Annotated in this window: 18 protein-coding genes; 10 read left to right on the top strand and 8 right to left on the bottom strand. The window is 70.2% G+C overall.

What is annotated here, in order from left to right:
• Window positions 1-133: 133 nt before the first annotated feature.
• Window positions 134-1,144 (bottom strand): zinc-dependent alcohol dehydrogenase family protein, encoded by a 1,011-nt coding sequence (locus G4D87_RS00485; protein ID WP_163777155.1) that lies wholly within the window; start codon window positions 1,142-1,144, stop codon window positions 134-136.
• A gap of 63 nt (window positions 1,145-1,207) precedes the next feature.
• Complete coding sequence (locus G4D87_RS00480) at window positions 1,208-2,767, bottom strand: hypothetical protein (protein ID WP_205507355.1); 1,560 nt, start codon at window positions 2,765-2,767, stop codon at window positions 1,208-1,210.
• A gap of 199 nt (window positions 2,768-2,966) precedes the next feature.
• Here G4D87_RS00480 and G4D87_RS00475 point away from each other — a divergent pair, with 199 nt between their 5' ends.
• Window positions 2,967-3,938: an aldo/keto reductase gene (locus G4D87_RS00475; protein ID WP_240357894.1), complete on the top strand. Its 972-nt coding sequence runs from the start codon at window positions 2,967-2,969 to the stop codon at window positions 3,936-3,938.
• A gap of 7 nt (window positions 3,939-3,945) precedes the next feature.
• On the opposite strand, the gene G4D87_RS00470 is transcribed toward G4D87_RS00475, so the two are convergent.
• Entirely contained in the window at window positions 3,946-4,440 is a 495-nt protein-coding gene (locus G4D87_RS00470) for a hypothetical protein (protein ID WP_163777153.1), read from the bottom strand.
• A 124-nt stretch (window positions 4,441-4,564) separates the two neighbouring features.
• Here G4D87_RS00470 and G4D87_RS00465 point away from each other — a divergent pair, with 124 nt between their 5' ends.
• From G4D87_RS00465 to G4D87_RS00430, 8 genes are all read left to right on the top strand, one after another.
• Window positions 4,565-5,092, top strand: a complete 528-nt coding sequence (locus tag G4D87_RS00465; protein WP_163777151.1) for a pyridoxamine 5'-phosphate oxidase family protein — start codon at window positions 4,565-4,567, stop codon at window positions 5,090-5,092.
• A gap of 399 nt (window positions 5,093-5,491) precedes the next feature.
• Window positions 5,492-6,826 (top strand): inositol-3-phosphate synthase, encoded by a 1,335-nt coding sequence (locus G4D87_RS00460; protein ID WP_163777149.1) that lies wholly within the window; start codon window positions 5,492-5,494, stop codon window positions 6,824-6,826.
• Entirely contained in the window at window positions 6,804-7,730 is a 927-nt protein-coding gene (locus G4D87_RS00455) for a phosphatase PAP2 family protein (RefSeq protein WP_163777148.1), read from the top strand. The genes G4D87_RS00460 and G4D87_RS00455 overlap by 23 nt, the downstream gene beginning before the upstream one ends.
• Window positions 7,723-8,973: a GtrA family protein gene (locus tag G4D87_RS00450; RefSeq protein ID WP_163777146.1), complete on the top strand. Its 1,251-nt coding sequence runs from the start codon at window positions 7,723-7,725 to the stop codon at window positions 8,971-8,973. The genes G4D87_RS00455 and G4D87_RS00450 overlap by 8 nt, the downstream gene beginning before the upstream one ends.
• Window positions 8,963-9,961, top strand: a complete 999-nt coding sequence (locus G4D87_RS00445; protein ID WP_163777144.1) for a hypothetical protein — start codon at window positions 8,963-8,965, stop codon at window positions 9,959-9,961. Before G4D87_RS00450 ends, G4D87_RS00445 begins: the two co-directional genes overlap by 11 nt.
• The gene (locus G4D87_RS00440) at window positions 9,958-10,539 is read left to right on the top strand and encodes a protein-tyrosine phosphatase family protein (protein ID WP_163777142.1); all 582 of its coding nucleotides are present in this window, start codon (window positions 9,958-9,960) and stop codon (window positions 10,537-10,539) included. Before G4D87_RS00445 ends, G4D87_RS00440 begins: the two co-directional genes overlap by 4 nt.
• Before the next feature lie 52 nt (window positions 10,540-10,591).
• Window positions 10,592-11,224, top strand: a complete 633-nt coding sequence (locus G4D87_RS00435; RefSeq protein ID WP_240357893.1) for a hypothetical protein — start codon at window positions 10,592-10,594, stop codon at window positions 11,222-11,224.
• 13 nt (window positions 11,225-11,237) lie between these two features.
• Complete coding sequence (locus G4D87_RS00430) at window positions 11,238-11,666, top strand: hypothetical protein (RefSeq protein ID WP_163777137.1); 429 nt, start codon at window positions 11,238-11,240, stop codon at window positions 11,664-11,666.
• A gap of 15 nt (window positions 11,667-11,681) precedes the next feature.
• Here the strand turns inward: G4D87_RS00430 and G4D87_RS39885 are convergent, their stop codons facing one another.
• From G4D87_RS39885 to G4D87_RS00415, 3 genes are all read right to left on the bottom strand, one after another.
• Complete coding sequence (locus tag G4D87_RS39885; protein WP_163777135.1) at window positions 11,682-13,079, bottom strand: DUF4340 domain-containing protein; 1,398 nt, start codon at window positions 13,077-13,079, stop codon at window positions 11,682-11,684.
• Window positions 13,080-13,169: 90 nt separating this feature from the next.
• On the bottom strand, window positions 13,170-14,099 hold the full coding sequence (locus tag G4D87_RS00420; protein WP_163777133.1) for a helix-turn-helix domain-containing protein: 930 nt from the start codon (window positions 14,097-14,099) through the stop codon (window positions 13,170-13,172).
• On the bottom strand, window positions 14,080-15,129 hold the full coding sequence (locus G4D87_RS00415) for an NAD(P)/FAD-dependent oxidoreductase (protein ID WP_163777131.1): 1,050 nt from the start codon (window positions 15,127-15,129) through the stop codon (window positions 14,080-14,082). Before G4D87_RS00415 ends, G4D87_RS00420 begins: the two co-directional genes overlap by 20 nt.
• 210 nt (window positions 15,130-15,339) lie before the next feature.
• Here G4D87_RS00415 and G4D87_RS00410 point away from each other — a divergent pair, with 210 nt between their 5' ends.
• Window positions 15,340-16,212, top strand: coding sequence for a hypothetical protein (locus tag G4D87_RS00410; RefSeq protein ID WP_163777129.1), 873 nt, complete (start codon window positions 15,340-15,342; stop codon window positions 16,210-16,212).
• Between the two features lie 34 nt (window positions 16,213-16,246).
• Here the strand turns inward: G4D87_RS00410 and G4D87_RS00405 are convergent, their stop codons facing one another.
• Complete coding sequence (locus G4D87_RS00405; protein WP_163777127.1) at window positions 16,247-16,519, bottom strand: hypothetical protein; 273 nt, start codon at window positions 16,517-16,519, stop codon at window positions 16,247-16,249.
• Between the two features lie 89 nt (window positions 16,520-16,608).
• On the bottom strand, window positions 16,609-19,089 hold the full coding sequence (locus G4D87_RS00400) for an efflux RND transporter permease subunit (RefSeq protein WP_163777125.1): 2,481 nt from the start codon (window positions 19,087-19,089) through the stop codon (window positions 16,609-16,611).
• Window positions 19,090-19,421 lie beyond the last annotated feature (332 nt).

The following is a 19,421-nucleotide window of genomic DNA, read 5'->3' as shown; positions in this document are numbered from 1 at the left end:
TCCGCGAAATTCCATCAGCGCCGCGAAAGCCACACGCTGCGTTTGCGGCGAAATGGGACACCGCCGCAGTCCCTGCGTGGCGATTTGCCCCACCACCCCTGGGAGGCGGGCGTGGGCTCGCCCGGCGCCACGCTCAACCCCCGGCGGCCACCTCGAGCACCGCCGCGCCATGGACCTGGCCCCGCCGCAGCGCGGTGAGGGCCTCGTTGGCGGCGGACAGTGGGAAGGTCTGCACCTGTGTGCGCACCGGCACCGTGGGCGCGAGCGCGAGGAAGTCCAGCGCATCCGCCCGGGTGAGGTTCGCCACCGAACGCACCACGCGCTCCTCCCACAGCAGCGCGTAGGGGAACGAGGGGATGTCGCTCATGTGGATGCCGCCGCACACCACCACACCGGCCCTGTCCACCGCCCGGAGCGCGGCGGGCACCAGGGCGCCCACGGGCGCGAAGAGGATGGCCGCGTCCAGCCGCTCTGGAGGCACGGTGTCCGAATCCCCCGCCCACTCCGCGCCCAGCTCCCGCGCGAACCGCTGGCCCTCCACGTCCCCCGGCCGGGTGAAGGCGAAGACGCGCCGGCCTTGATGGCGCAAGACCTGGATGAGCAGGTGCGCCGCCGCGCCGAAGCCGTAGAGGCCCAGCAGGCGCCGCTCCCTCCCCGCCATGCGGAGGCTGCGAAAGCCGATGAGGCCCGCGCACATCAACGGCGCGGCGTGGACGTCGGGGTACTCGGGCGGCAGGGGGAAGCAGAAGCGCTGGTGGGCCACCGTGAACTCCGCGTAGCCCCCATCCAACTGGTACCCGGTGAAGCGGGCCTGCTCGCAGAGGTTCTCCTGTCCAGCGAGACAGAAGCGGCAGCGGCCACAGCTCCAGCCGAGCCAGGGGACGCCCACTCGCATGCCCACGGGAATGGCCGTCGCCCGCTCGCCCGCCGCCTCCACCGTGGCCACGATTTCATGGCCGGGGATTAGCGGCAGCCTGGGCTTCGGCAGCTCCCCGTCCACGACGTGCAGGTCGGTGCGGCAGACCGCGCAGGCGCGCACCCGGAGCAGCAGCTCCTCCGGGCCGGGACGGGGAATGGGCAGCCGCGTCTCGCGCAGGGGCTGCCCGACCTCGCGCAGCACCATCGCGCGCATGCTTCCTTCCATGCTTCACCCCCTGGCGCCGTGCGCTCCAGGGCAGGGCGCCCGGGATGAAGATGGAGGGGCGCCTCAAATCTGGACACCCGCGAGCAGGCCCGGCCACATGCGCACGGTGGTGCGGCCCTCGTCCGCGACGTGGCGCCACTGCGGCCCGATGCCCAGCTCATTCCAGCGGTCGCTGTCCTCCCAGGTGACGAGCGTGTTGGCGCTGACGCCACCGAACACCGCGAAGTGCCGCGCCACCTGCCAGCCCGCCATCAGCCGCAGCTGCCCCAGGACATGGTCCGTGTCATCGAAGAGCCGCTTCGTGTGGACGGAGCTGCCCACCAGGTCGATGTCGACGAAGAAGCGGCCCGCGGGGATGTGGCCGCCCAGGCCCGCGCCCAGGACATAGCGACGACGGTCCTCGTCGAGGGAGGGGCTGTAGCCCACCGTGAACAGCGAGTAGATGTGACGGCCGCCCAGCTTCACGCCGACGTTGGTGAGCGCCACGTCGCTGGCCCAGGCCTGCACACGGGCCTGGCCGCCGCCAACGAGGCTGAGGATGCCCACCGCCTCGCCGTCCAGCTCGCGGGCCACGTTGAGGATGCCCACCTGCGCGCCCGCCACGTTGCTGGCGATGTTGATGATGCCCACCTGCGCGCCGTCCACGTCGCCGCCCACGTTGATGATGGAGAGCTGGGCGCCGGAGAGGCTCCGCGCGTAGCTGACCCCCGAGGACATCTGGAGCCCCGTCATCTGCCCCGCCACGTTGAGGCCCGCGGAGGCCTGGAGGCCGTGGACCCGCCCCGCCGCGATGTTGGCGCCCACGCCCAACTGCGCCCCCAACAGGCCCTTCCCCGCGATGTTGACGCCCACGCCCAACTGCGCGCCATTCACCGCGCCCGACGCGATGTTGCCGCCCACCGCGAGCTGCGCACCTTCCGCATTCCCGCGCACCACGTTGACGCCCACCGTGGACTGCAGGCCCAGCAGGTCCGCGCCGGCCACGTTGGCGCCCACGGAGAACTGCGCGCCCGTCACCGGCCCTCGGACCAGGTTGGCGCCCACCGCGAGCTGCGCGCCGCTCAGTCCGCCTTCCCCGACCCAGTTGCCAGCAATCGACATCGCCAGGCCGTCCACCCGCTTCGCGTGCGTCGCCACCAGGCCGATGGACACGTTGTTGACCACGTTGCCGGTGTGGAAGCCCGACGTGCTCAGGCCCGGCAACAGGGAGAGGCTGAACGGGATGTGCACTTCGTTCGCGTCCGTCTCCGCCTGCTTCTCCGCCGAGGCCTCCCCAGGCGCGGAGGCGCGCACCTCACCACCCACGGCCGCGTCCTCCGTGGAGGCCAGCGGCTTCGCATCCGGCCGAGACGTGTTTCCCACGGCGTCCGGCGTGGCGGGCACGACGGTCGCTTCCGCCGAGGGCGCCCCGTCCGCAGAGGTGTGAATCACCGGCTGCTCCGCCGCGGCCACCAGCGGCGGTGCGGACAGCTCGCGCGCCACGCCCTGCCAATCGACAAACGCCGCCCCGCGCGCGGAGGACGCGGGGCTCGAGGACGGCCCGCCCGCCGTCTCCTCGGCCGAGGCCGAGCACGCCACCACCGCCACCATCATCCCCGCGCACACCGAGACCTTGCGATTCATCGCCTGGACCTTCCCTGGACTGTTGTGAATGCGGCCCGGCCCGCATCGCGCGAGCACCCGGGCCAGGAGGAGTCATCGGGAGGCGTCACCGCCCCGCTCGTGCAAGGGAACACCGGCGCCGCGCGGAACTGTCACCTGTCCGCTTCAGCGCAGCCACCGCCCACGAGCGCCCTCCGCCCAGCCGCTAACATCGCGCGCCATGTCCTCCCGTGCCCCGTCCCGCCGCGACGTGCTCACCGCGACCCTGGGTGGCCTGCTCCTGCCCGGCGCCGCCGCCTCACAGCCCGCGCAGCCCCGCTCCACCGTGAAGCCCCCGGAGAAGACCGCCGCGCCCTCGCGCGGCCGAGGCGCCGCCATGCTCACACGCCCCATCCCCAGCACGGGTGAAGCGCTGCCCGTCATCGGCCTTGGCACCTGGCAGACGTTCGACGCCACCCCGGACGCGCGAGCGCCCCTGGTCGAAGTGCTCCGCACCTTCCTCGACTCGGGCGCGCGCCTCATCGACTCCTCGCCCATGTACGGCCGCGCGGAGTCCGTGGTGGGCGAGCTGCTGCGGAAGCTCGACGCGACGAAGACGCCCTTCCTGGCCACCAAGGTGTGGACCACCGGCAAGAGCGAAGGCATCGCGCAGATGCGTGAGTCCCTCCGGCGCATGGGCCAGGGCCGCATGGACCTGATGCAGGTTCACAACCTCGTGGACTGGCGCACGCACCTGCCCGTCCTGCGCGACTGGAAGGCCCGTGGCGCCATCCGCTACCTCGGAATCACCCACTACGCCCGCGGCGCCTTCAATGACTTGGAGCGCATCATCCGCGAGGAGAAGCCGGACTTCGTCCAGCTGCCCTACTCGGTGCTGGAGCGCGACGCGGAGAAGCGCCTGCTGCCCGCCGCCGCCGAGCACGGCGTGGCGGTGCTCGTCATGCAGCCCTTCTCCAGCGGCACCCTCTTCGAGCGCGTGCGCGGCCGTCCCCTGCCCGGCTGGGCCGCGGACATCGACTGCACCAGCTGGGCCCAGGTGTTCCTCAAGTTCATCCTGGGACACCCGGCGGTGCACTGCCCGCTGCCCGCCACCCGCAAGCCCTCGCACGCCGCCGACAACGTGCGCGCGGGCTTCGGCCGGATGCCCGACGAGAAGCTCCGCGCCCGCATCGTGAAGGCGCTGGAGGGCTGAGCGGCGACTACAGCTCCGGGTCCGGCGTGTACTGGAGCTCCCCCGTGGGCTCCAGCACCAGGCCCGTGCCGGGCTCGTCCGCGTCGTCGTCGCGGCCCACCTCCAGCACGGACTCCTTCGCGTCCCACTGGCCCAGGTAGTACTCGCCGCCCGCGGCCATGCAGGCGCGGCCCTCCGACACCACCGTCTCCACCACTTCCTTGAGGTCGCTGGTGGCGCGCAGCAGCGTCCACGACTTGCCGTCCTCCTTGAAGCCCTCCACCAGTTCCTTGAGCTCGGCGTCGCGAGGCGCGCCGTCGGGCAGCGCCTGACGCTCCCACGTGCGCGGCTCGCGCTGTGGCTGACGGGCCTTCCACGCGCGCGCCAGCGCCAGCAGCTTCTCCTCCGCCGCCTCCTGGAGCGCGTGCATCTCCTCGGGCAGGTCAATCTCCTCCAGCGCCAGCACCGCCGTCTCCAGTTGCAGCGCCTTGAGGCTCCACTCGTTCCACGCCGTCTTCAGCATCCGAACCCTCGCTTTCCTGTCCGGCCACCTACCACACGCCCGCCTGCCCTGGCGGCGGCCAACCCACCGCCCTGTGCCCGCCGACCTCCGCGCTGCCTACCTTGTGCTCCCAAGGGAGGCAGCGATGGCCAGGAAGAAAAAGGACACCCAAGACGTCACCGAGCACTTCGATGACCTCATCCAGGGCATCAAGGTCGCGATGATGACCACCGTGGAAGCGGACGGCAGCCTGCGCAGCCGCCCCATGTGGACCCACGCGCGGGACTTCGACGGCGAGCTCTGGTTCTTCACCCGCGAGCACTCACCCAAGGTGGACGAGGTGACGCACGACCACCACGTCAACCTCGCGTACTCGGACCCGACCCGGGACCGCTACGTCTCCGTGAGCGGCCGCTGCCAGTTGGTGCTCGACAAGGAGAAGGCCCGCGAGCTGTGGAACCCCACCCTCAAGGCCTGGTTCCCCAACGGCTTGGATGACCCCGAGCTCGCCCTGCTCTGCGTCCGCGTGGAGAAGGCCGAGTACTGGGACACGCCCAACAGCCGCATGGTCCAGCTCGCCGGCATGGCGAAGGCCGCCATCACCGGACAGCCCTACGCACCGGGCGACCACCAGAAGCTCGACCTGGATGACAGCGCCCCGCTGCCCCACTGAGCCGGACCGGGCCCACCGGAATGGGCCCATATAAAGGAGGGACGGCGCCTCGCGACGGCTCCGCCCCCTCCTGTCCCACTCACACCTTCTTCATCCTTTACGCAGGATGGGTCACCATGAACCCATGGCGAACCTGTCCGAGGAGTGTGCCGTGGATGTCGTCCTTCTGACGACCTGGTGTTTCTCTGACAGCGTCGATCTCCTCGCCTTGTACCTCCGGCTGGGCTGATCCATGAGTGCGGCGCCTTCGGGTGGTAAGAGCCGCCACGCTCATGACGTTGAAGTGACGAACGCTTTAGAGTATCAACCATCCGCTTTCGAGATTTTCCGCATGCACGACCGGTATCGTACCGACCCGCATACGGCCGACTCGAATACGTCTAACGAAGGAACATCACGATGGAAAACAAGAGGTCGGTCGCGAAGCCGGACGGCAAGCTCGCGGTCTTGATTCCGGGTCTGGGCGCTGTGTCCACCACGCTGATGGCGGGTGTCGAGCTGGCGCGGCAGGGCAAGGGTCACCCCATTGGGTCGCTCACGCAGATGGGCACGGCCCGCCTGGGGAAGCGCACCGACGGGCGCACCGTGAAGCTCAACGAGCTGGTTCCCCTGGCGGAGCTGAAGGACATCGCCTTCGGCGCCTGGGACATCATCCGTGAGGACGCGTACGAAGTGGCCGTGCGCTCGGGCGTGCTCAGCGACAAGCACCTGGAGGAGGTGAAGCCGTTCCTCCAGGGCATCAAGCCGAAGCAGGGCGTGCACGACGCGGAGTTCGTCCGCCGCATCGAAGCCAACCACATCAAGGCCACCAAGACGCACCGCGAGAGCATCGAGGCGCTGCGCCAGGACATCCGCGACTTCAAGAAGGAGCTCAACGCGACGCGCGCCGTGATGGTGGTGTGCAGCAGCGTGGAGACCTTCCGTCCGCTGCCCGAGTCCTTCAAGACGCTGGCCGCCTTCGAGAAGGCGCTGGACGAGAACAGCCCGGACATCAACCCCACCGCGCTCTACACCTACGCGGCCATCAAGGAGGGCGTGCCCTTCGCGAACGCCACGCCCAACGCCAGCGTGGACACGCCGGCGCTCCAGGAGCTGGCCAAGCAGGAGGCGGTGGCCGTCGCTGGCCGTGACCTCAAGAGCGGCCAGACGATGATGAAGACGGTCATCGCGCCCGCGCTCAAGGCCCGCATGCTGGGTCTGGACGGCTGGTTCTCCACCAACATCCTGGGCAACCGCGACGGCGAGGTGCTGGACGACCCCGCGGCCTTCAAGGCCAAGGAAGTCACCAAGTCGAGCGTGCTGGACACCATCCTGCAGCCCGACCTGTACCCGGAGCTGTACAAGAAGTACGCGCACAAGGTGTCCATCCACTACTACCCGCCCCGCGGCGACGCGAAGGAGGGTTGGGACAACATCGACATCACCGGGTGGCTCGGCTACCCGATGCAGATCAAGGTCAACTTCCTCTGCCGCGACTCCATCCTGGCGGCCCCGCTGGTGCTGGACATCGCGCTGTTCCTGGACCTGGCCAAGCGGCTGGAGTGGCGCGGCATCCAGGAGTGGATGTCCTTCTACTTCAAGAGCCCCATGGCGCAGCCGGGCCTGCCGGTGGAGCACGACCTCTTCATCCAGCTCACCAAGCTGAAGAACACGCTGCGCGTCGTCGCGGGCGAGGACCCCATCACCCACCTCGGGCTCGACTATTACGGAGATGACCTCCCGCTCTCCAAATAGGGTCACCGCGCTCACGTGGCTCTCCACCGTCCTGGGGTTGAGCCACCTGGCGCTGGTGTACGCCACCGGCCGGCTGCGGTGGGACCACGTCGCGGCGGACGCGCTGATTCTGGGGGTGGCCTGGGCGGGCCCCCGCCTTCAGCGCTTCCTCCGCGGTGGGCTCGCGTTGTGGCTAACCGGGATGCTGCTGGACAGCCAGGGCCTCTGGCTGTTCCTGCGGGGCCCCATCCACACGGGCGACCTGTGGGAGCTGGAGCGCCAGTGGTTCCCGGCGCCCGGCGGCACCCACTGGCCCGACTGGTGGGCCACGCGCTTCACCCCGGCCTTGGACCTGCTGTGCGGCTTCGCCTACGCGGCGTACCTGTACGAGGTCTTCATCCTGGCCCTCTTCTTCTTCGTGAAGAAGGACTCGCTCTTCGAACGGCTGTGCTGGGGCTTCCTGGCGGCGAACGCGATAGGCGTCGTCATCTACGTGCTCTACCCCGCGGCGCCGCCCTGGTACGTGCTCCAGTACGGGCCGGGACCGGCCGACCTGGCCGCGGCCCCCAACCCCGCGGGCACGGCCCGCTTCGACGCGCTGCTGGGGATCCGTTATTTTGCGGGCTTCTACTCGCGCAGCACCAACGTGTTCGGGGCCATGCCTTCCCTGCACGCGGCGTACCCGTTCCTGGTGATGATGTTCGTGTGGTCGCGCGGCTGGGCCTGGCGCATCGCCACCGGGCTGTTCGCGTTGCTCGTCGCCTTCTCCGCCGTATACCTGACGCACCACTACATCCTGGACGTGCTCGCGGGCCTGGGTGTGGCGGCGGTTGCATTTCTGGCGGTCGAAAGCGTCTACGCCCGCGTGACGGCCTCCGCACCCTGGGCCGTGTCGTTGACTACAAGAGGAGACACCCGTGCTTGAGAACCTGATGGCGTGGTTGACCGGAAACATGTCTCCGTCCGCCCGCATCTGGACGGCGCTGGCTCCGGCCATCGTCGCCTGCACCTACTTCCTGGGTGGGCTGCTCGTCTTCTGTATCCGCTGCGCCTTCAAGGGCATCCCCCGCGACGAAGAGACGCTCAAGCGCGGCAGCACCGTGCTGGTGGGCTTCTTCCTGCGGCACTACTTCTTCTGGATCATCCAGCCGCTGTGGGCGGTGATTCTGCGCTCGGGCCTGCCGGCCAACGCGCTGTCCATGCTGTCGGGCCTGCTGGGCGTGTCGTCCGGCGTGGCGGTGGCGGCGGGCCGCTTCGCGCTGGGCGGCTGGCTCTTCCTGTTCGCGGGCATCCTGGACGTCATGGACGGGCGCATCGCCCGCACGCGCAAGGAGGCCAACCCCGCGGGCGCGGCGCTGGACTCGGTGCTGGACCGGTACGTGGACTCGGCGATGCTCATGGGTCTGGCCTGGTACTACCGGGACACCTGGGTGCTGCTGCCCGCGCTGATGGCGCTGCTCGGCTCCTCGCTGGTGCCCTATGTGCGCGCCAAGGGTGAGGGCCTGGGCGTCAACGTGCGCGACGGCGCCATGCAGCGGCTGGAGCGGGTGCTCTTCATGGGCGCGGGCACGGCGCTGTCGCCCATCCTGGAGGCCGTCTTCTGGCCCGAGGAGAAGCACCCCATGCACTGGCTGGCGGTGGTGGGGCTGGTGTTCGTCGCCGTCATGAGCAACGTCACGGCGCTCTCCCGCTTCCGCAACCTGGTGAAGGCGCTGGCGCCCCAGCGGCAGGAGGCGCGCTCTGGCAAGGCCATCATCGGCCTCAACGCCGTGGCGGGCGCGCTGGCCACCGCGGTGGACTTCGCGCTGGTGCTGGCGTTGGTGGAGTGGGTGGGCATGCTGCCCGCCTGGGCCACGGTGCTGGGCTGCGGCCTGGGCGCGGTGGTGAACTACTCCATCAACCGGGTGCTCACCTTCAAGAGCACCGGCGCGGTGGCGCGGCAGCTGGCGCGCTACTCGGTGGTGAGTGGCACCAGCGCGCTGCTCAACGCGGGCGGCGTGGCGCTGCTGACGCTGCACCCGCAGCTGGCCTACGCGCTGGGGTGGTGGCTGGTGCGCGGCGTGGTGTACTTCGCGTGGAACCTGCCGCTGCAGCGTGACTACGTCTTCAACAATGAGACGACGGCCGCCGAGGACCCGCTCATGGAGCAGCGCCCCCATGCGGCCTGAAGGGCGCTTCCAGGTGCTGAAGGGCCTGGCGGTGGCCACCGCGCTCGTGCTGCCCTCGGTGGCGGCGGCGGGCGCGGTGCTGGAGCCGAAGGTGTCCCCCAGTGACAACTACGGGGAGAACTTCACCTTCATCGGCGACCTGGACGGCGGCGCCTTCATCTTCGTGCAGTTGACGGTGACGAACATTGGTCCCGGCTCGCGCATCGGCCTGTGCCGGACCACGGTGCTCACGCCGGGACAGAAGGCCTGGTCCGCGCAGGCGAAGGTCAAGGCGCGCGACTGGAGCCATGACGCCAAGACGTCGACGCTGAAGATGGGGCCGTGCTCGGCCCGCTCCGCCGAAGGGGCCACGCGCGTGGAGGTGCCGCTGGAGGGCGGACGGGTGCTGCTGGAGTACGCCGCGCCCATGACGCCCCAGGGCCAGGAAGGCACGGCGGTGGAGGTGGGCAAGGACCGCTACCACCACGAGGTGACGCTGGCCTTCAGCGCGTTGAAGGCGACGGTGAGGCGGCCCAAGGGCGAGGACGTCGTCTACACGGGTGGCGGGTACGCGGACCACACGCGCTCCACCATCGCTCCGGCGAAGCTGGCGAAGCGGTGGGTGCGCTTCCGGGCGCTGCGCGGCGGCGAGAAGCTGGTGCTGCTGGCGCGTGAGGGGCAGGACGGTGAATACGGCCCCGTGTACGCGTGGGAGGAAGGCGCCAAGGCCCGCTCGCTGGAGCACTTCACGCTGGCGCGGGAAGGCGTGAAGGAGCGGAGCTCGTGGAAGGTGGAGCTGTTCGCGGACGGCGCCTCCGCCATGGTGCTGCGCTCCACGTCGCTGCTGCAGCGCAGCGCGCCGGTGGAGGAGCTGGGCGCGGTGCTGGGCGGGCTGGTGCGCACGGTGGTGGGCTCGCCGGTGACGTACCTGCACCGGGCGGTGCTGGAGCGCGAGGGCAAGGCGCCGGTGACGGGGCTGATGGAAGTGACGCTCGAGGGCGACCTGTGAGCCTTGCGCTGCTGCGGGAAGTGCACCACGTGCCGGGTGTGCGCGGCTGGGTGCGCAAGCAGGTGCTGCGCTCGGTGGCGCGCTGCGTGGAGTGGACCACGAAGCTGCCGGGGCGCGGGCTGAACGTGTCGCGGGTGAATGACTGGCTGTACGTGGGTGGCGCGGTGCCTCGCTCGCGGTACGCGGAGCTGAAGGCGCGTGGCATCACCGCGGTGATTGACGTGCGGGGTGAGCGCTGTGACGACGCGGAGGCGCTGAAGGCGCTGGGCATCGAGCTGCTGAATCTGCCGGTGACGGACCGCTATCCGCCGTCGGTGGAGCAGGTGATGCGGGGCGTGGAGTGGGCCCTGCCCCGGCTGGAGCAGGGCGGCACGCTGTATACCCACTGTGAGCACGGCGTGGGCCGGGGCCCGCTGGTGGGGCTGGCGGTGATGGTGGCGCGTGGCTGGGAGGCCCCGGCCGCGTACCGCGAGCTGCGGCAGGCGCGGTGGCAGTCCACGCTGAATGACCGGCAGCTGAATGGGCTCGCGGACTTCGTCGCCGCGTGGCGGGCTCGGACGTCCGAGCGGGCGGCGTAGGCCACAGATGACACCCCAGGGTCCCCTATCCGCGACGGTGGCATGGACTGTCGTGCTGGCCCTTTCGACAGGCGCACTGGGGTGCGGAACCAACCCCAACGTTCGGGTCAGGCGGCTGGAGAACGGTCGGCTCCAGGTTGACGGTCCCCTTGCCGGGCCGTTCAAGACGACAGAGGAACTCGCCGCCACAGGCTGCGAGCTCATGACCCGACAGGGTGGCGCTTCGGCAGGCCCCGCAGGCTCCGAATACTGCGCGCTCAACTACTACGCACCTGACGAGGATGCGTTCTACTTGAGCTACCTCTCCGACTTCAGAGACCGGGCGGACACTCGCGAGGCAAAGACCTGCTCGATGCCCGAGCTCCTCAACGACCCGGAACGCGTGAATGCCATCATCACGGGCGGCGACCACACGCATCCACACAATCCCCGCTTCTCCGCCGCGGACCTGAGTGGCAACTGGCATCCCACCCGTGCCGTGTCCCCGCGCTCAGGCCGAGTGCTTCAGCGCGAGCTCTACGTCTTCCATAAGCGAGGCGACGCCCCCTGTACCGCGTACAGCTTCAACTACGCGACGCGGATTGTTGCTGCACTCCGTGACGGCCAATGGGTCCCCATTGGCCACGTGTACGACGATAGAGGCAACATCCGGATGTTTGAAGGCATGGGCTGGCACGTCGAATGATGGGAATCACCTCATGAAAACGTTCCCGCTGGTCGCGCTCCTTGCCTGCTCAAGCCTGCTGCACGGCTGCGCCCGGTTTGGCTACTACAAGCTCCCCAAGGCCGAGCGAGCCCCCGCGGAGGAGGCAGCGAAGGTGACGTTCCCCGACTCCATGGAGCAGGGAACGCACCTGGATGGCCCAGCGATGGCGGCACTCGAAGTCGCGATGAACGACTTCCTTCCCCCGGACGCCAAGGCGGAGGCCCGCACCGAGGAACTGGCACGGTGCCTGTCACAGCGGAGCACCTACGACGTGACGGTATTGAAGCAGGACGACCAGCTCTACTTCGTCAGCTTCCTGCCCAGGCTTTCCCGATGCGGAATCGAGCTCGCCGCCCCCATCATGGATGCGGGCGCGACCTATGCCATCGATGGGCACGGACGGATTCTGAGCGAGCTCTAGCAACTCGCGCAGACGCTACGGCCCACTGAAGAGCGCGAGGCCCCGCGCCACCCAGGCGCGCGCTCTGTCCTCCACGGCATAGGTGAAGCCATCACGCGAGCCGCGGGCATACACCTCCTGGGAACCCGCCGGCGCGTCCGGAACCTCATTCCCGATCCACAGCGTCTGCACGGCGCCGCCCTCCTCGCGCACCTCCACGGAGGCCACGGGCGGAGACAGGCCCGCCTGCGCGTCCTGCACCGCTCCATCGACGAGGCGCGAGGCCTCGAGCTGTTGGAGCCAGACGAGCCGCGCCTCCACCTGTGACGCGTCGAACCGGAAGGACTCCGGCGGCGACTGTGGCTCACGCAGCACCCAGCCCTGCGCTTCCTTCGCCACCACCACCGTCGTGTCACCGGTCTGGATGCGCACCTGGTTCACCTTCTCCAACGCGAACCGCAGCAGGCGCAGGTCACGGAAGTCCACCAGCCGCTTGCGCATCTGCGCCGCCGACACCGCGGACACCTCGTACACCCGCGCATCTCCCTCCAACTGGACGAAGACGGTGTCCCGGGCCTCCGCCGCGCGGCCCAGCCGCAGCACCACCGTCTTCCCACTCTTCAGGCGCGCCTCCACCGTGTCATGCGCCTGGGCGAGCGCGGCCTTCGCCTCCGCGGCGGCCTCCCCCGCGAGCACGTCCTGCGCCTCGACCTCCAACAAGTCCCGCACGACCTGCTCGACCCCGCGCGCGCTGAACCGGAAGCCCTCCGGCACCTGCGTCCCCTCCGCGAGCCGCCAGCCGCCCGCCGCGCCACTCGACGTCACCGTCACCGGCGCATCATCCCCGACACGAAACACCAGCTGCGTGAAGTCCTCGGGCGCCCCGCGCACCAACCGCGCGTCACGCCAGTCCATGACGCGCCGGCGCCACAACCAGCCCAGCCGCGTGGGGTGCTCGAAGACGTCCGCGTTGGCTGCCTTGCGCACGTAGGTTCCACCGTTCGACGCCCCATCCTTCCCCAGCACCAGCGCCAGCGGAGGGCGGTCCTCCTGGAGGATGCGGACCTTCAGCCCACGCGCGTCATTCAGCCAGAAGTCGTTCAGCCGGTCGGCCTCTCCGCTGACAAACTTCGCGCCCGCCACCCGGGACAGGGCCTCCAGCGCGCCCTTCACCATCGCCTCGTCCGCCAGGTAGCGGCTCTCCGGCGAGCCCGGCTCCGCGACCGTCCACCCAGCGCCGTCCCGCTGCAGCGTGGCGCTGCGGACGCCCGAGAGCTCCAGCCCGGTGACACGCGCCGGGTCGAAGCCCGACAGGTCCAACTGGCGTCCACCCCCGCTGGCGCCCGGCTGCTCCGGCGGCTGCTCACCGGCGACGAACATGAACACGAGCAGCAGCACGGCTGCGCCAACGACGATGACCAGCGCCTTCTTCATGGCTCTCCCTCGGCTCCGGGCCCAGGGAGAACCCTTACTTCACCCCCGCACGTCCCGGCATCCCCCTCCGTGACTTTCGGCGGGGACGGCTCATGGCGCCCCCGCCGTCGCCTTGCGCCGCCACGCGGCCGGCGTCACCCCGTGGACGCGGCGGAACTGGCGGATGAAGTGCGTCACGTCCGCGTAGCCCACGCGCTCCGCGATGATGTCCACGCGCTCGTCCGTGCCACGCAGGCGGCGCCGCGCCTCCGCCATCCGACACTCCAGAATCCACTCGCCCACCGTGCGGCCCGTCTCCTGCCGCACCACGCCCGCGACGTGCGCGGAGGAGCGCCCCAGCGCCTTCGCCACCTGCGCGAGCGACAGCGGCTCCAGGCAGTGCGTCTCGATGTACGTGAGCGCCTTGCGGCTCAAGCCCAGGGAGGGTGGCTCGCTCGCGCCCGTCTGTGCCGTCATCCGCTCCAGTTCGATGAGGACCAGCCGCAGCAGGGAGCGCGCGGCCTCCTCATGCCCGGGCTCGTCGCGCGCCACCTCCTCCGACAGCAGCCGCATCCACCGCGCCAGCCGCCGGCGCTGCGGCACCGTGGGCCGCAGCACGGGGTGACAGCCCTGGCGCACCCGCAGCAAGGGCCCCAGGCGATTCGCGCCCCCGCCGTCCTCGCCCAGGGCATCCGGATGGAAGGCCACGCCCCACCCTTCCGCGTTCGAACCACCGGCCCCGTGCGCGTCCCCAGGCGGAATCAAGTGGACGTCTCCCGCCCTGACGACCAGGTCCCCCGCGTGCCGCATCTTCGACTCGCCTCGCGTCACCAGCATCACGACCGCGTAGGCGTGCACGGAGGTGGCGCGCCCGGCCCGGTGGTGGACGTGGAGGCGCCCCGCCCATATCGGCAGCCGCCCCTGTTCGAAGTCCAGGCGCGACGACGACGAATCGGGCCCACAGGACGGCGCTTGTGGCTCGGACGGCATCGCCCCTTCGTAGCGAGCGAAGCGCCCGGGCTCAACCCTGAGCAGGTCCATGCGCGGCGCCCGCCCGTTCCAGGTTCAGCTCATGGTTCACCATGCCCGCCGCCATCATCCCCGCGGACGCCGCCGCGATGGCCGCCTGCATCCGGGTGCCGAGGTCCCCCGCCGCGTAGATGCCCGGCACCGACGTCTCGCCCGGCCCCTTCAGCTTCACGAAGCCGTCCTCGTCCAGCTCCAGCCCCAGCCGCAGCACCAGCGGAGACTGCCGCTGAGCGGGACGGTCGAAGAGGAACTCCCGAGGCACCCGGGTGCCATCCTCCAGCTCCACCGCCTCCAGCTTCTCCCCGGCCGCGATGAGGCCACGAATGCGCCGCGTCTCGAGCCGGACCCCCGCCTTCTCCAGCAGCGCGCGCTTGTCGGCGGGCACCTCGAAGCCGTCCAGCGCGAACACCACCAGGTCGCGGGTCCACCCCGTCAACATCACCGCGAAGTCGAGCGTCATCTCGCTCGCGGCCAGCACGCCCCAGGCCCGGTCCTGAATCTCCCAGCCGTGGCAGTACGGGCACTGGAAGATGGCCTTGCCCCACAGGTCGCCGTAGCCGGGCAGCTCGCGCATCACGTCCACCATCCCCGTGGCCAGCAGCACCCGGCGCGCCTCCACCACGTCGCCCCCTTCGAGCGCCACGCGGAATACCGCCCCGGCGCGCTCGACGTTCAGCACCCGCGCCTCGCGCAGCGCCACGTCATAGGGGCGCAGCTGCTCCCAGGCGACGCGCCGGAACTCCCGGGGCGGGATGCCATCCCGCGTGAGGTAGGTGTGCACCTCCTCCGCCGCCGCGTTCCGAGGCGTCCCCGCGTCGCACACCAGGACCTTCTTGCGGCCACGCCCCAGCGCCAGCGCCGCGCTCAAGCCACCCGGGCCGCCACCCACCACCACCACATCCACCACGTCCTTGCGCTCCATGTCGTCCGTCCTCGTCGCGTCCATCGCGTGTCTGCAGCCCAGGGGCAGCGCGGCACCGGCCAGTCCCAGCCCGGCCAGCGCCAGGGCCCCACGGCGCGTCCATGCCGCTCGATTCGTCATGGAGCAGTGCTAACCGGCGGCTCCTCGACTCGGGAGGGCGCGGCTTCGCGCCGAATCGGCGGATTCGCGCGTTCGCGCGTTCGCGGCGGCACACCCTCGAAGGGCGCCATGGCGGGCGGCCTGACGCCAGGGTGTGGCTGTCCGGCCGCAGTCCGAGCCTCCAGGCCCTGGTACACGCATTGCTATCCCAGCCAGCATCAGGAGGATGTCATGCGCTACGCCATGGTGCTGGGAGTCACGTTGGCCTCGTTCGGGGCCGCCGCCGAGGAGCGGTGGACCGCGCCGTATCAGCTTGAAGCGGTCTCCGGCCGCACCACCCGCGTCATCCTGGGCGAGCAGGCGCCGGAGGACGTGGCGTCACGGCTCCAGGTCATGACGCTCGTCGGCACGCGGGGCCTGGCGGTGGCGCGCTTCCAGCGGACGGAGGCCGTGTGCACGGGCGAAGAGGACGCGGGCCTGCCGCCGGTCTGCCACACCGTGGGCGTCTACACACAGGCGGAAGGGACGCCGGACCTCGGTGAGCACCTCGTGGCCCTGGCGGGCACCGTCACCGGCACGGTGAGCCTGCCCGCGCCCAGGACGGCGCCGGAGCGCCCTGTCCCCGGGCAGTGGACCTCTGACACCTTCGAGCGTCCCGTGGACGAAGGCGCCGACCCCTTCACGCCCGAGGGCCTTCCCGTCCCTGGCTACCGGTGGAGGACCTCGCCCGAGGGGCACGTGACGCTGGAGTCCAGCCGCGACGGCCAGAGCGAGAACACACGCGTCCCGCTGGACACCTGCACCCAGGAGCGGCAGGGCCCCTTCACCCGGCTGGAGTGCTTCCCGGGCCCGACACCTTTCGCGCCAGCTGACTCCCCCGCCGCCTCATTGCTCTACGTGGACCGGCGGCCCCTCGTTGTCAGCTTCGCGGACTACGGCGAGGCCAGCACGGACCTCGTCGCCTCGCTGCGAGTCGGCGGCGACACGCAGTACCTGGTCCGCGTGGGGCTCAAGGGGCAGGCGGTCACCGGGCTGCTCTTCCGCGAAGGGAGCGCGTGGCGCCTCCTCCTGCGCCCCGCGGACTATCCCGTGCTCGGCTGCTGACACGGCCCGCGCGCGGGCGGCCCACTGTGACGACCTACTGACGCCGCTCCGGCGTCATCGCCTCCGGCCGCCGGTAGTCGGTGGGCTCGAGCACGTTCTGGCTCCTGCACTGGCACGTCTGGCAGCCGCGCTCGCGGTCCATGGTGCAGTTCGTCCCGCCCAGACAGGTGAGCTCGCGTGACTCCGGGCAGCGGGTATCACCCGCCTTCTCCTCGCGCTCGCCCGAGTGACGACACCCCGCCAGGGTCGCGGCCCCGAGGAGTCCCATCAGCAGCCACCAGCGACCCGCGCTCCGCATCCGGCTCATCACGCCACCTTGATGAAGGGTTGAGGGCCTTCGCGGCCCGGCCCCCTGTCATATCGAGCGCGGGCGCACGGGGCCAACGGTGTCTGCCTTCACGCCTCCGGCGCGGGCTGCTCGGTCTGCTCATCCGGAGACGTGCTGTGCTTGCGGCGCCAGCGCTCCACCATCAGCAGCAGCGACGGGAAGCCCAGCAGCACGATGACCAGGTTGATGCCGAAGCCCAGGTTGGCCAGGTCCCCGATGGAGTTGAGGCCCGGGTGCTTCGCCAGGATGAGCGCGACGAAGCCGATGGCGCTCGTCAGCAGGCCGCCCGTAATCGCCCGGCCCGTCTCCGCGTACACGGAGACGAAGTCCGCGCCGCGCTCGCCCAGCCGCTGCACCAGGTGCACGCCCGCGTCCACCGTGGTGCCCACCAGCACCGGCAGCACCATGATGTTGAGGTAGTTGAACTGCAGCCCCAGCAGCGACATCAGCCCCACCAGGCCGATGACGGACAGCAGCGTGGGCAACATGCAGATGAGCGCGGTGCGCAGCTTGCCCAGCGTCAGCCACATGGCCACCAGCACGCTCAGCACCGCCGCCGCCAGGATGCGCGGCCCCTCGCGCGACACCATGTCCAGGATGTCCGCCAGGATGAGCGCCTCGCCCGCCGCCGACACCTGGCTGCCGTCCGGCATCTGCAGGCCACGCACCTCCTTGGCGAACTTCCGCGTGCCCTCGCCGTCCGACAGGCTGACGCCACCGGCGTACACCAGCACCACGCCGCCCGTGCTGCCATCCAGGCTCTCGAACTGGTGCCGCACGCTGGTGGGCAGGGCCTCCTGGGTGAAGGGCTTCGCCTTCGCCATGTTCAGCGCGCGCGCCAGCGTGATGCGCGTGTCCTCGGGCAGCCGCTCCGGGTCCAGCTTCTCCAGCTTCGTGGAGATGGCCTGCAGGATGGCCTGCTTCTCGTCCTGCCGCTTGGGGACCAGGTCATCCAGCGCGCCCACGAAGTCGATGGTGGAGTCCTTGCCCCGCGCCGCCTTGCGCGCCTCCAGCTGGCGCACCACCTCGCGCTCCATCTCCTGCGAGTCGGTGAGCACCACCACCGGCGTCTGCGAGTAGCCCAGGATGTCGTTCACCTTCTGGTCCAGCACCGCCGACGCCTGCTTGTAGTCCTCCAGCGTGCGCGAGTCGTAGTTGAACGAGATGCGGTGCGCCTGGGACACCAGCGCCAGCACGCCCACGCCTACCACGAGCCCCACGCCCCGGTAGGAGCGCGGCAGCCAGCGGGCCAGCAGGCTCAGCGGCCCGGCCGACTCCGCTTGCTGCACCCGCGGCGCCCAGCCCCAGCGCGTGGCCAGCCCCAGCAGCGCGGGCAGCAGCAGCACGTAGGAGAAGATGCTCACCAGCATGCCCACCGCGGCGATGATGCCGAACTCGCGGAACGCCCTGAACTCCGACATGGCCAGGCTGAGGAAGGTGAGCGCCGCCACCAGCGCCGCGATGAGCGCGGAGAAGCCGGTGTGCCGGAAGGACTCATCCACCGCTTCCTCGGAGTCCATCCCCTCCGAGCGCAGCGTCGTGTAGCGCCCCAGCAGGTGGATGCCGTGCTCCACGCCCAGGCCGCCCAGCACCGCCGCCAGGAAGCCCGTCAGGAGGTTCACCTGCCCGTAGGCCAGCCCCACGAAGCCGTACGTCCACCCCAGGCCCGCCATCACCGGCGCCATGGTGAGGCCCACCGACAGCGCGCTGCGGAAGTGGAAGGCCAGGTACGCCAGCAGCAGCACCATGGCCAGCGTGGACGCGCTCGCCAGGTCGCTGACGATGACGCGCTGCTGATCAATCTTCTTCTTGAAGGTGCCGGTGACGGCCGTCTTGAAGCCGGGCCCGTACTTCGACAGGTCCTGCTGCGCCAGGAAGTCCTCCACCTGGGTCACGACCGTCTTCGAGTAGTTCAGGTCCGCGGCGCTGCCCCGGGGCTTCGCCATCAGCACCACCATGCGCTCGGTGGGGTTGATGTAATAGAGGTCGCCCTGGCCGGAGAGGCGCTGGTTGGCGCGGCCGGTGTATTTCTGCTCGATGTCGGCGAAGTCCACCGACGGCGGGTCCTCCTCCAACAGCGAGACGAAGAGCGGGTTGGCCTGCTGCTTCTCCCAGAGGATGCGCGCGTCGATGCGCTCCTGGATGGTCTCCAGGTCCTCGACGTCCACGTAGTAGAGCGAGTGCTCGTCGAAGAAGGCCCGGGGCCGCTGGTGGGAGACGTAGCGAATCTCCGACAGCGCCCCCAACTTCGGCGCCAGGTCGTCCGCGAAGCGCTTGAGCACCTCCGGGTCCGCGCCCATCCCCACCACCACCACGTTGCCCTGGCCACCGAAGCGCTTGCGCAGCTTCTCGATGTCCTGAACGCTGGGGAAGTTCTTCGGCAGCAGCCCCACGAAGTCCGCGTTGAGCGTCAGCGTCCTGGCGAAGTACGCGCCGAGCACGGTGAGCACCAGGGCCAGGAGCAGCGCCTGGAAGGGCTTCCGGTGGTTCCGCACCGCCAGGCGGCCCATGGCGCCCTCGAACCGCTCCGACCAACGCTTCTCACTCATGCTTTCGACACCTGCATCTGTTGACTGGCCGAATCGCCGGACACCTTGGGCACGCGCTAACGGGAGAGTCAACGCGTTTATGCCGTGAGGCGGAAAGTAAGGCTACGAATCACCTGCCTCGTGTAACGCGCCCTTCGAGCGAATGCTCGCCTGCTTGCGCGCCTCCGACACGCCGTCGCCCAGGGGAATACGGCGGGTTGAATGGACGCCATGCGCGCTGTTCGCTGTCCCTCCCTGGTGGGCAGACAAGCAGGCGTGGACGCCTGCATCGCACCCCCACCGTGGTCACGTTCCCCGGCGACACGGGCTCGCGCGTGCGAGCACACGAGGGA

It is taken from the genome of Myxococcus vastator, assembly GCF_010894475.1.
Lineage (GTDB): Bacteria > Myxococcota > Myxococcia > Myxococcales > Myxococcaceae > Myxococcus > Myxococcus vastator.
The sequence above is the reverse complement of the archived record's forward strand: the minus strand, read 5'-3'. Positions and strand labels throughout refer to the sequence as shown.

Bases quoted from the DNA above. Each gene is read 5' to 3' on its own strand.
- G4D87_RS00445 (WP_163777144.1), top strand. From the start codon at position 8,963: ATGCGGCCTGAAGGGCGCTTCCAGGTGCTGAAGGGCCTGGCGGTGGCC.
- G4D87_RS00455 (WP_163777148.1), top strand. From the start codon at position 6,804: ATGACCTCCCGCTCTCCAAATAGGGTCACCGCGCTCACGTGGCTCTCC.
- G4D87_RS00420 (WP_163777133.1), bottom strand. From the start codon at position 14,099: ATGGACCTGCTCAGGGTTGAGCCCGGGCGCTTCGCTCGCTACGAAGGG.
- G4D87_RS00405 (WP_163777127.1), bottom strand. From the start codon at position 16,519: ATGAGCCGGATGCGGAGCGCGGGTCGCTGGTGGCTGCTGATGGGACTC.
- G4D87_RS00415 (WP_163777131.1), bottom strand. From the start codon at position 15,129: ATGACGAATCGAGCGGCATGGACGCGCCGTGGGGCCCTGGCGCTGGCC.
- G4D87_RS00400 (WP_163777125.1), bottom strand. From the start codon at position 19,089: ATGAGTGAGAAGCGTTGGTCGGAGCGGTTCGAGGGCGCCATGGGCCGC.
- G4D87_RS00410 (WP_163777129.1), top strand. From the start codon at position 15,340: ATGCGCTACGCCATGGTGCTGGGAGTCACGTTGGCCTCGTTCGGGGCC.
- G4D87_RS00470 (WP_163777153.1), bottom strand. From the start codon at position 4,440: ATGCTGAAGACGGCGTGGAACGAGTGGAGCCTCAAGGCGCTGCAACTG.
- G4D87_RS00475 (WP_240357894.1), top strand. From the start codon at position 2,967: ATGTCCTCCCGTGCCCCGTCCCGCCGCGACGTGCTCACCGCGACCCTG.
- G4D87_RS39885 (WP_163777135.1), bottom strand. From the start codon at position 13,079: ATGAAGAAGGCGCTGGTCATCGTCGTTGGCGCAGCCGTGCTGCTGCTC.
- G4D87_RS00460 (WP_163777149.1), top strand. From the start codon at position 5,492: ATGGAAAACAAGAGGTCGGTCGCGAAGCCGGACGGCAAGCTCGCGGTC.
- G4D87_RS00485 (WP_163777155.1), bottom strand. From the start codon at position 1,144: ATGGAAGGAAGCATGCGCGCGATGGTGCTGCGCGAGGTCGGGCAGCCC.
- G4D87_RS00430 (WP_163777137.1), top strand. From the start codon at position 11,238: ATGAAAACGTTCCCGCTGGTCGCGCTCCTTGCCTGCTCAAGCCTGCTG.
- G4D87_RS00480 (WP_205507355.1), bottom strand. From the start codon at position 2,767: ATGAATCGCAAGGTCTCGGTGTGCGCGGGGATGATGGTGGCGGTGGTG.
- G4D87_RS00465 (WP_163777151.1), top strand. From the start codon at position 4,565: ATGGCCAGGAAGAAAAAGGACACCCAAGACGTCACCGAGCACTTCGAT.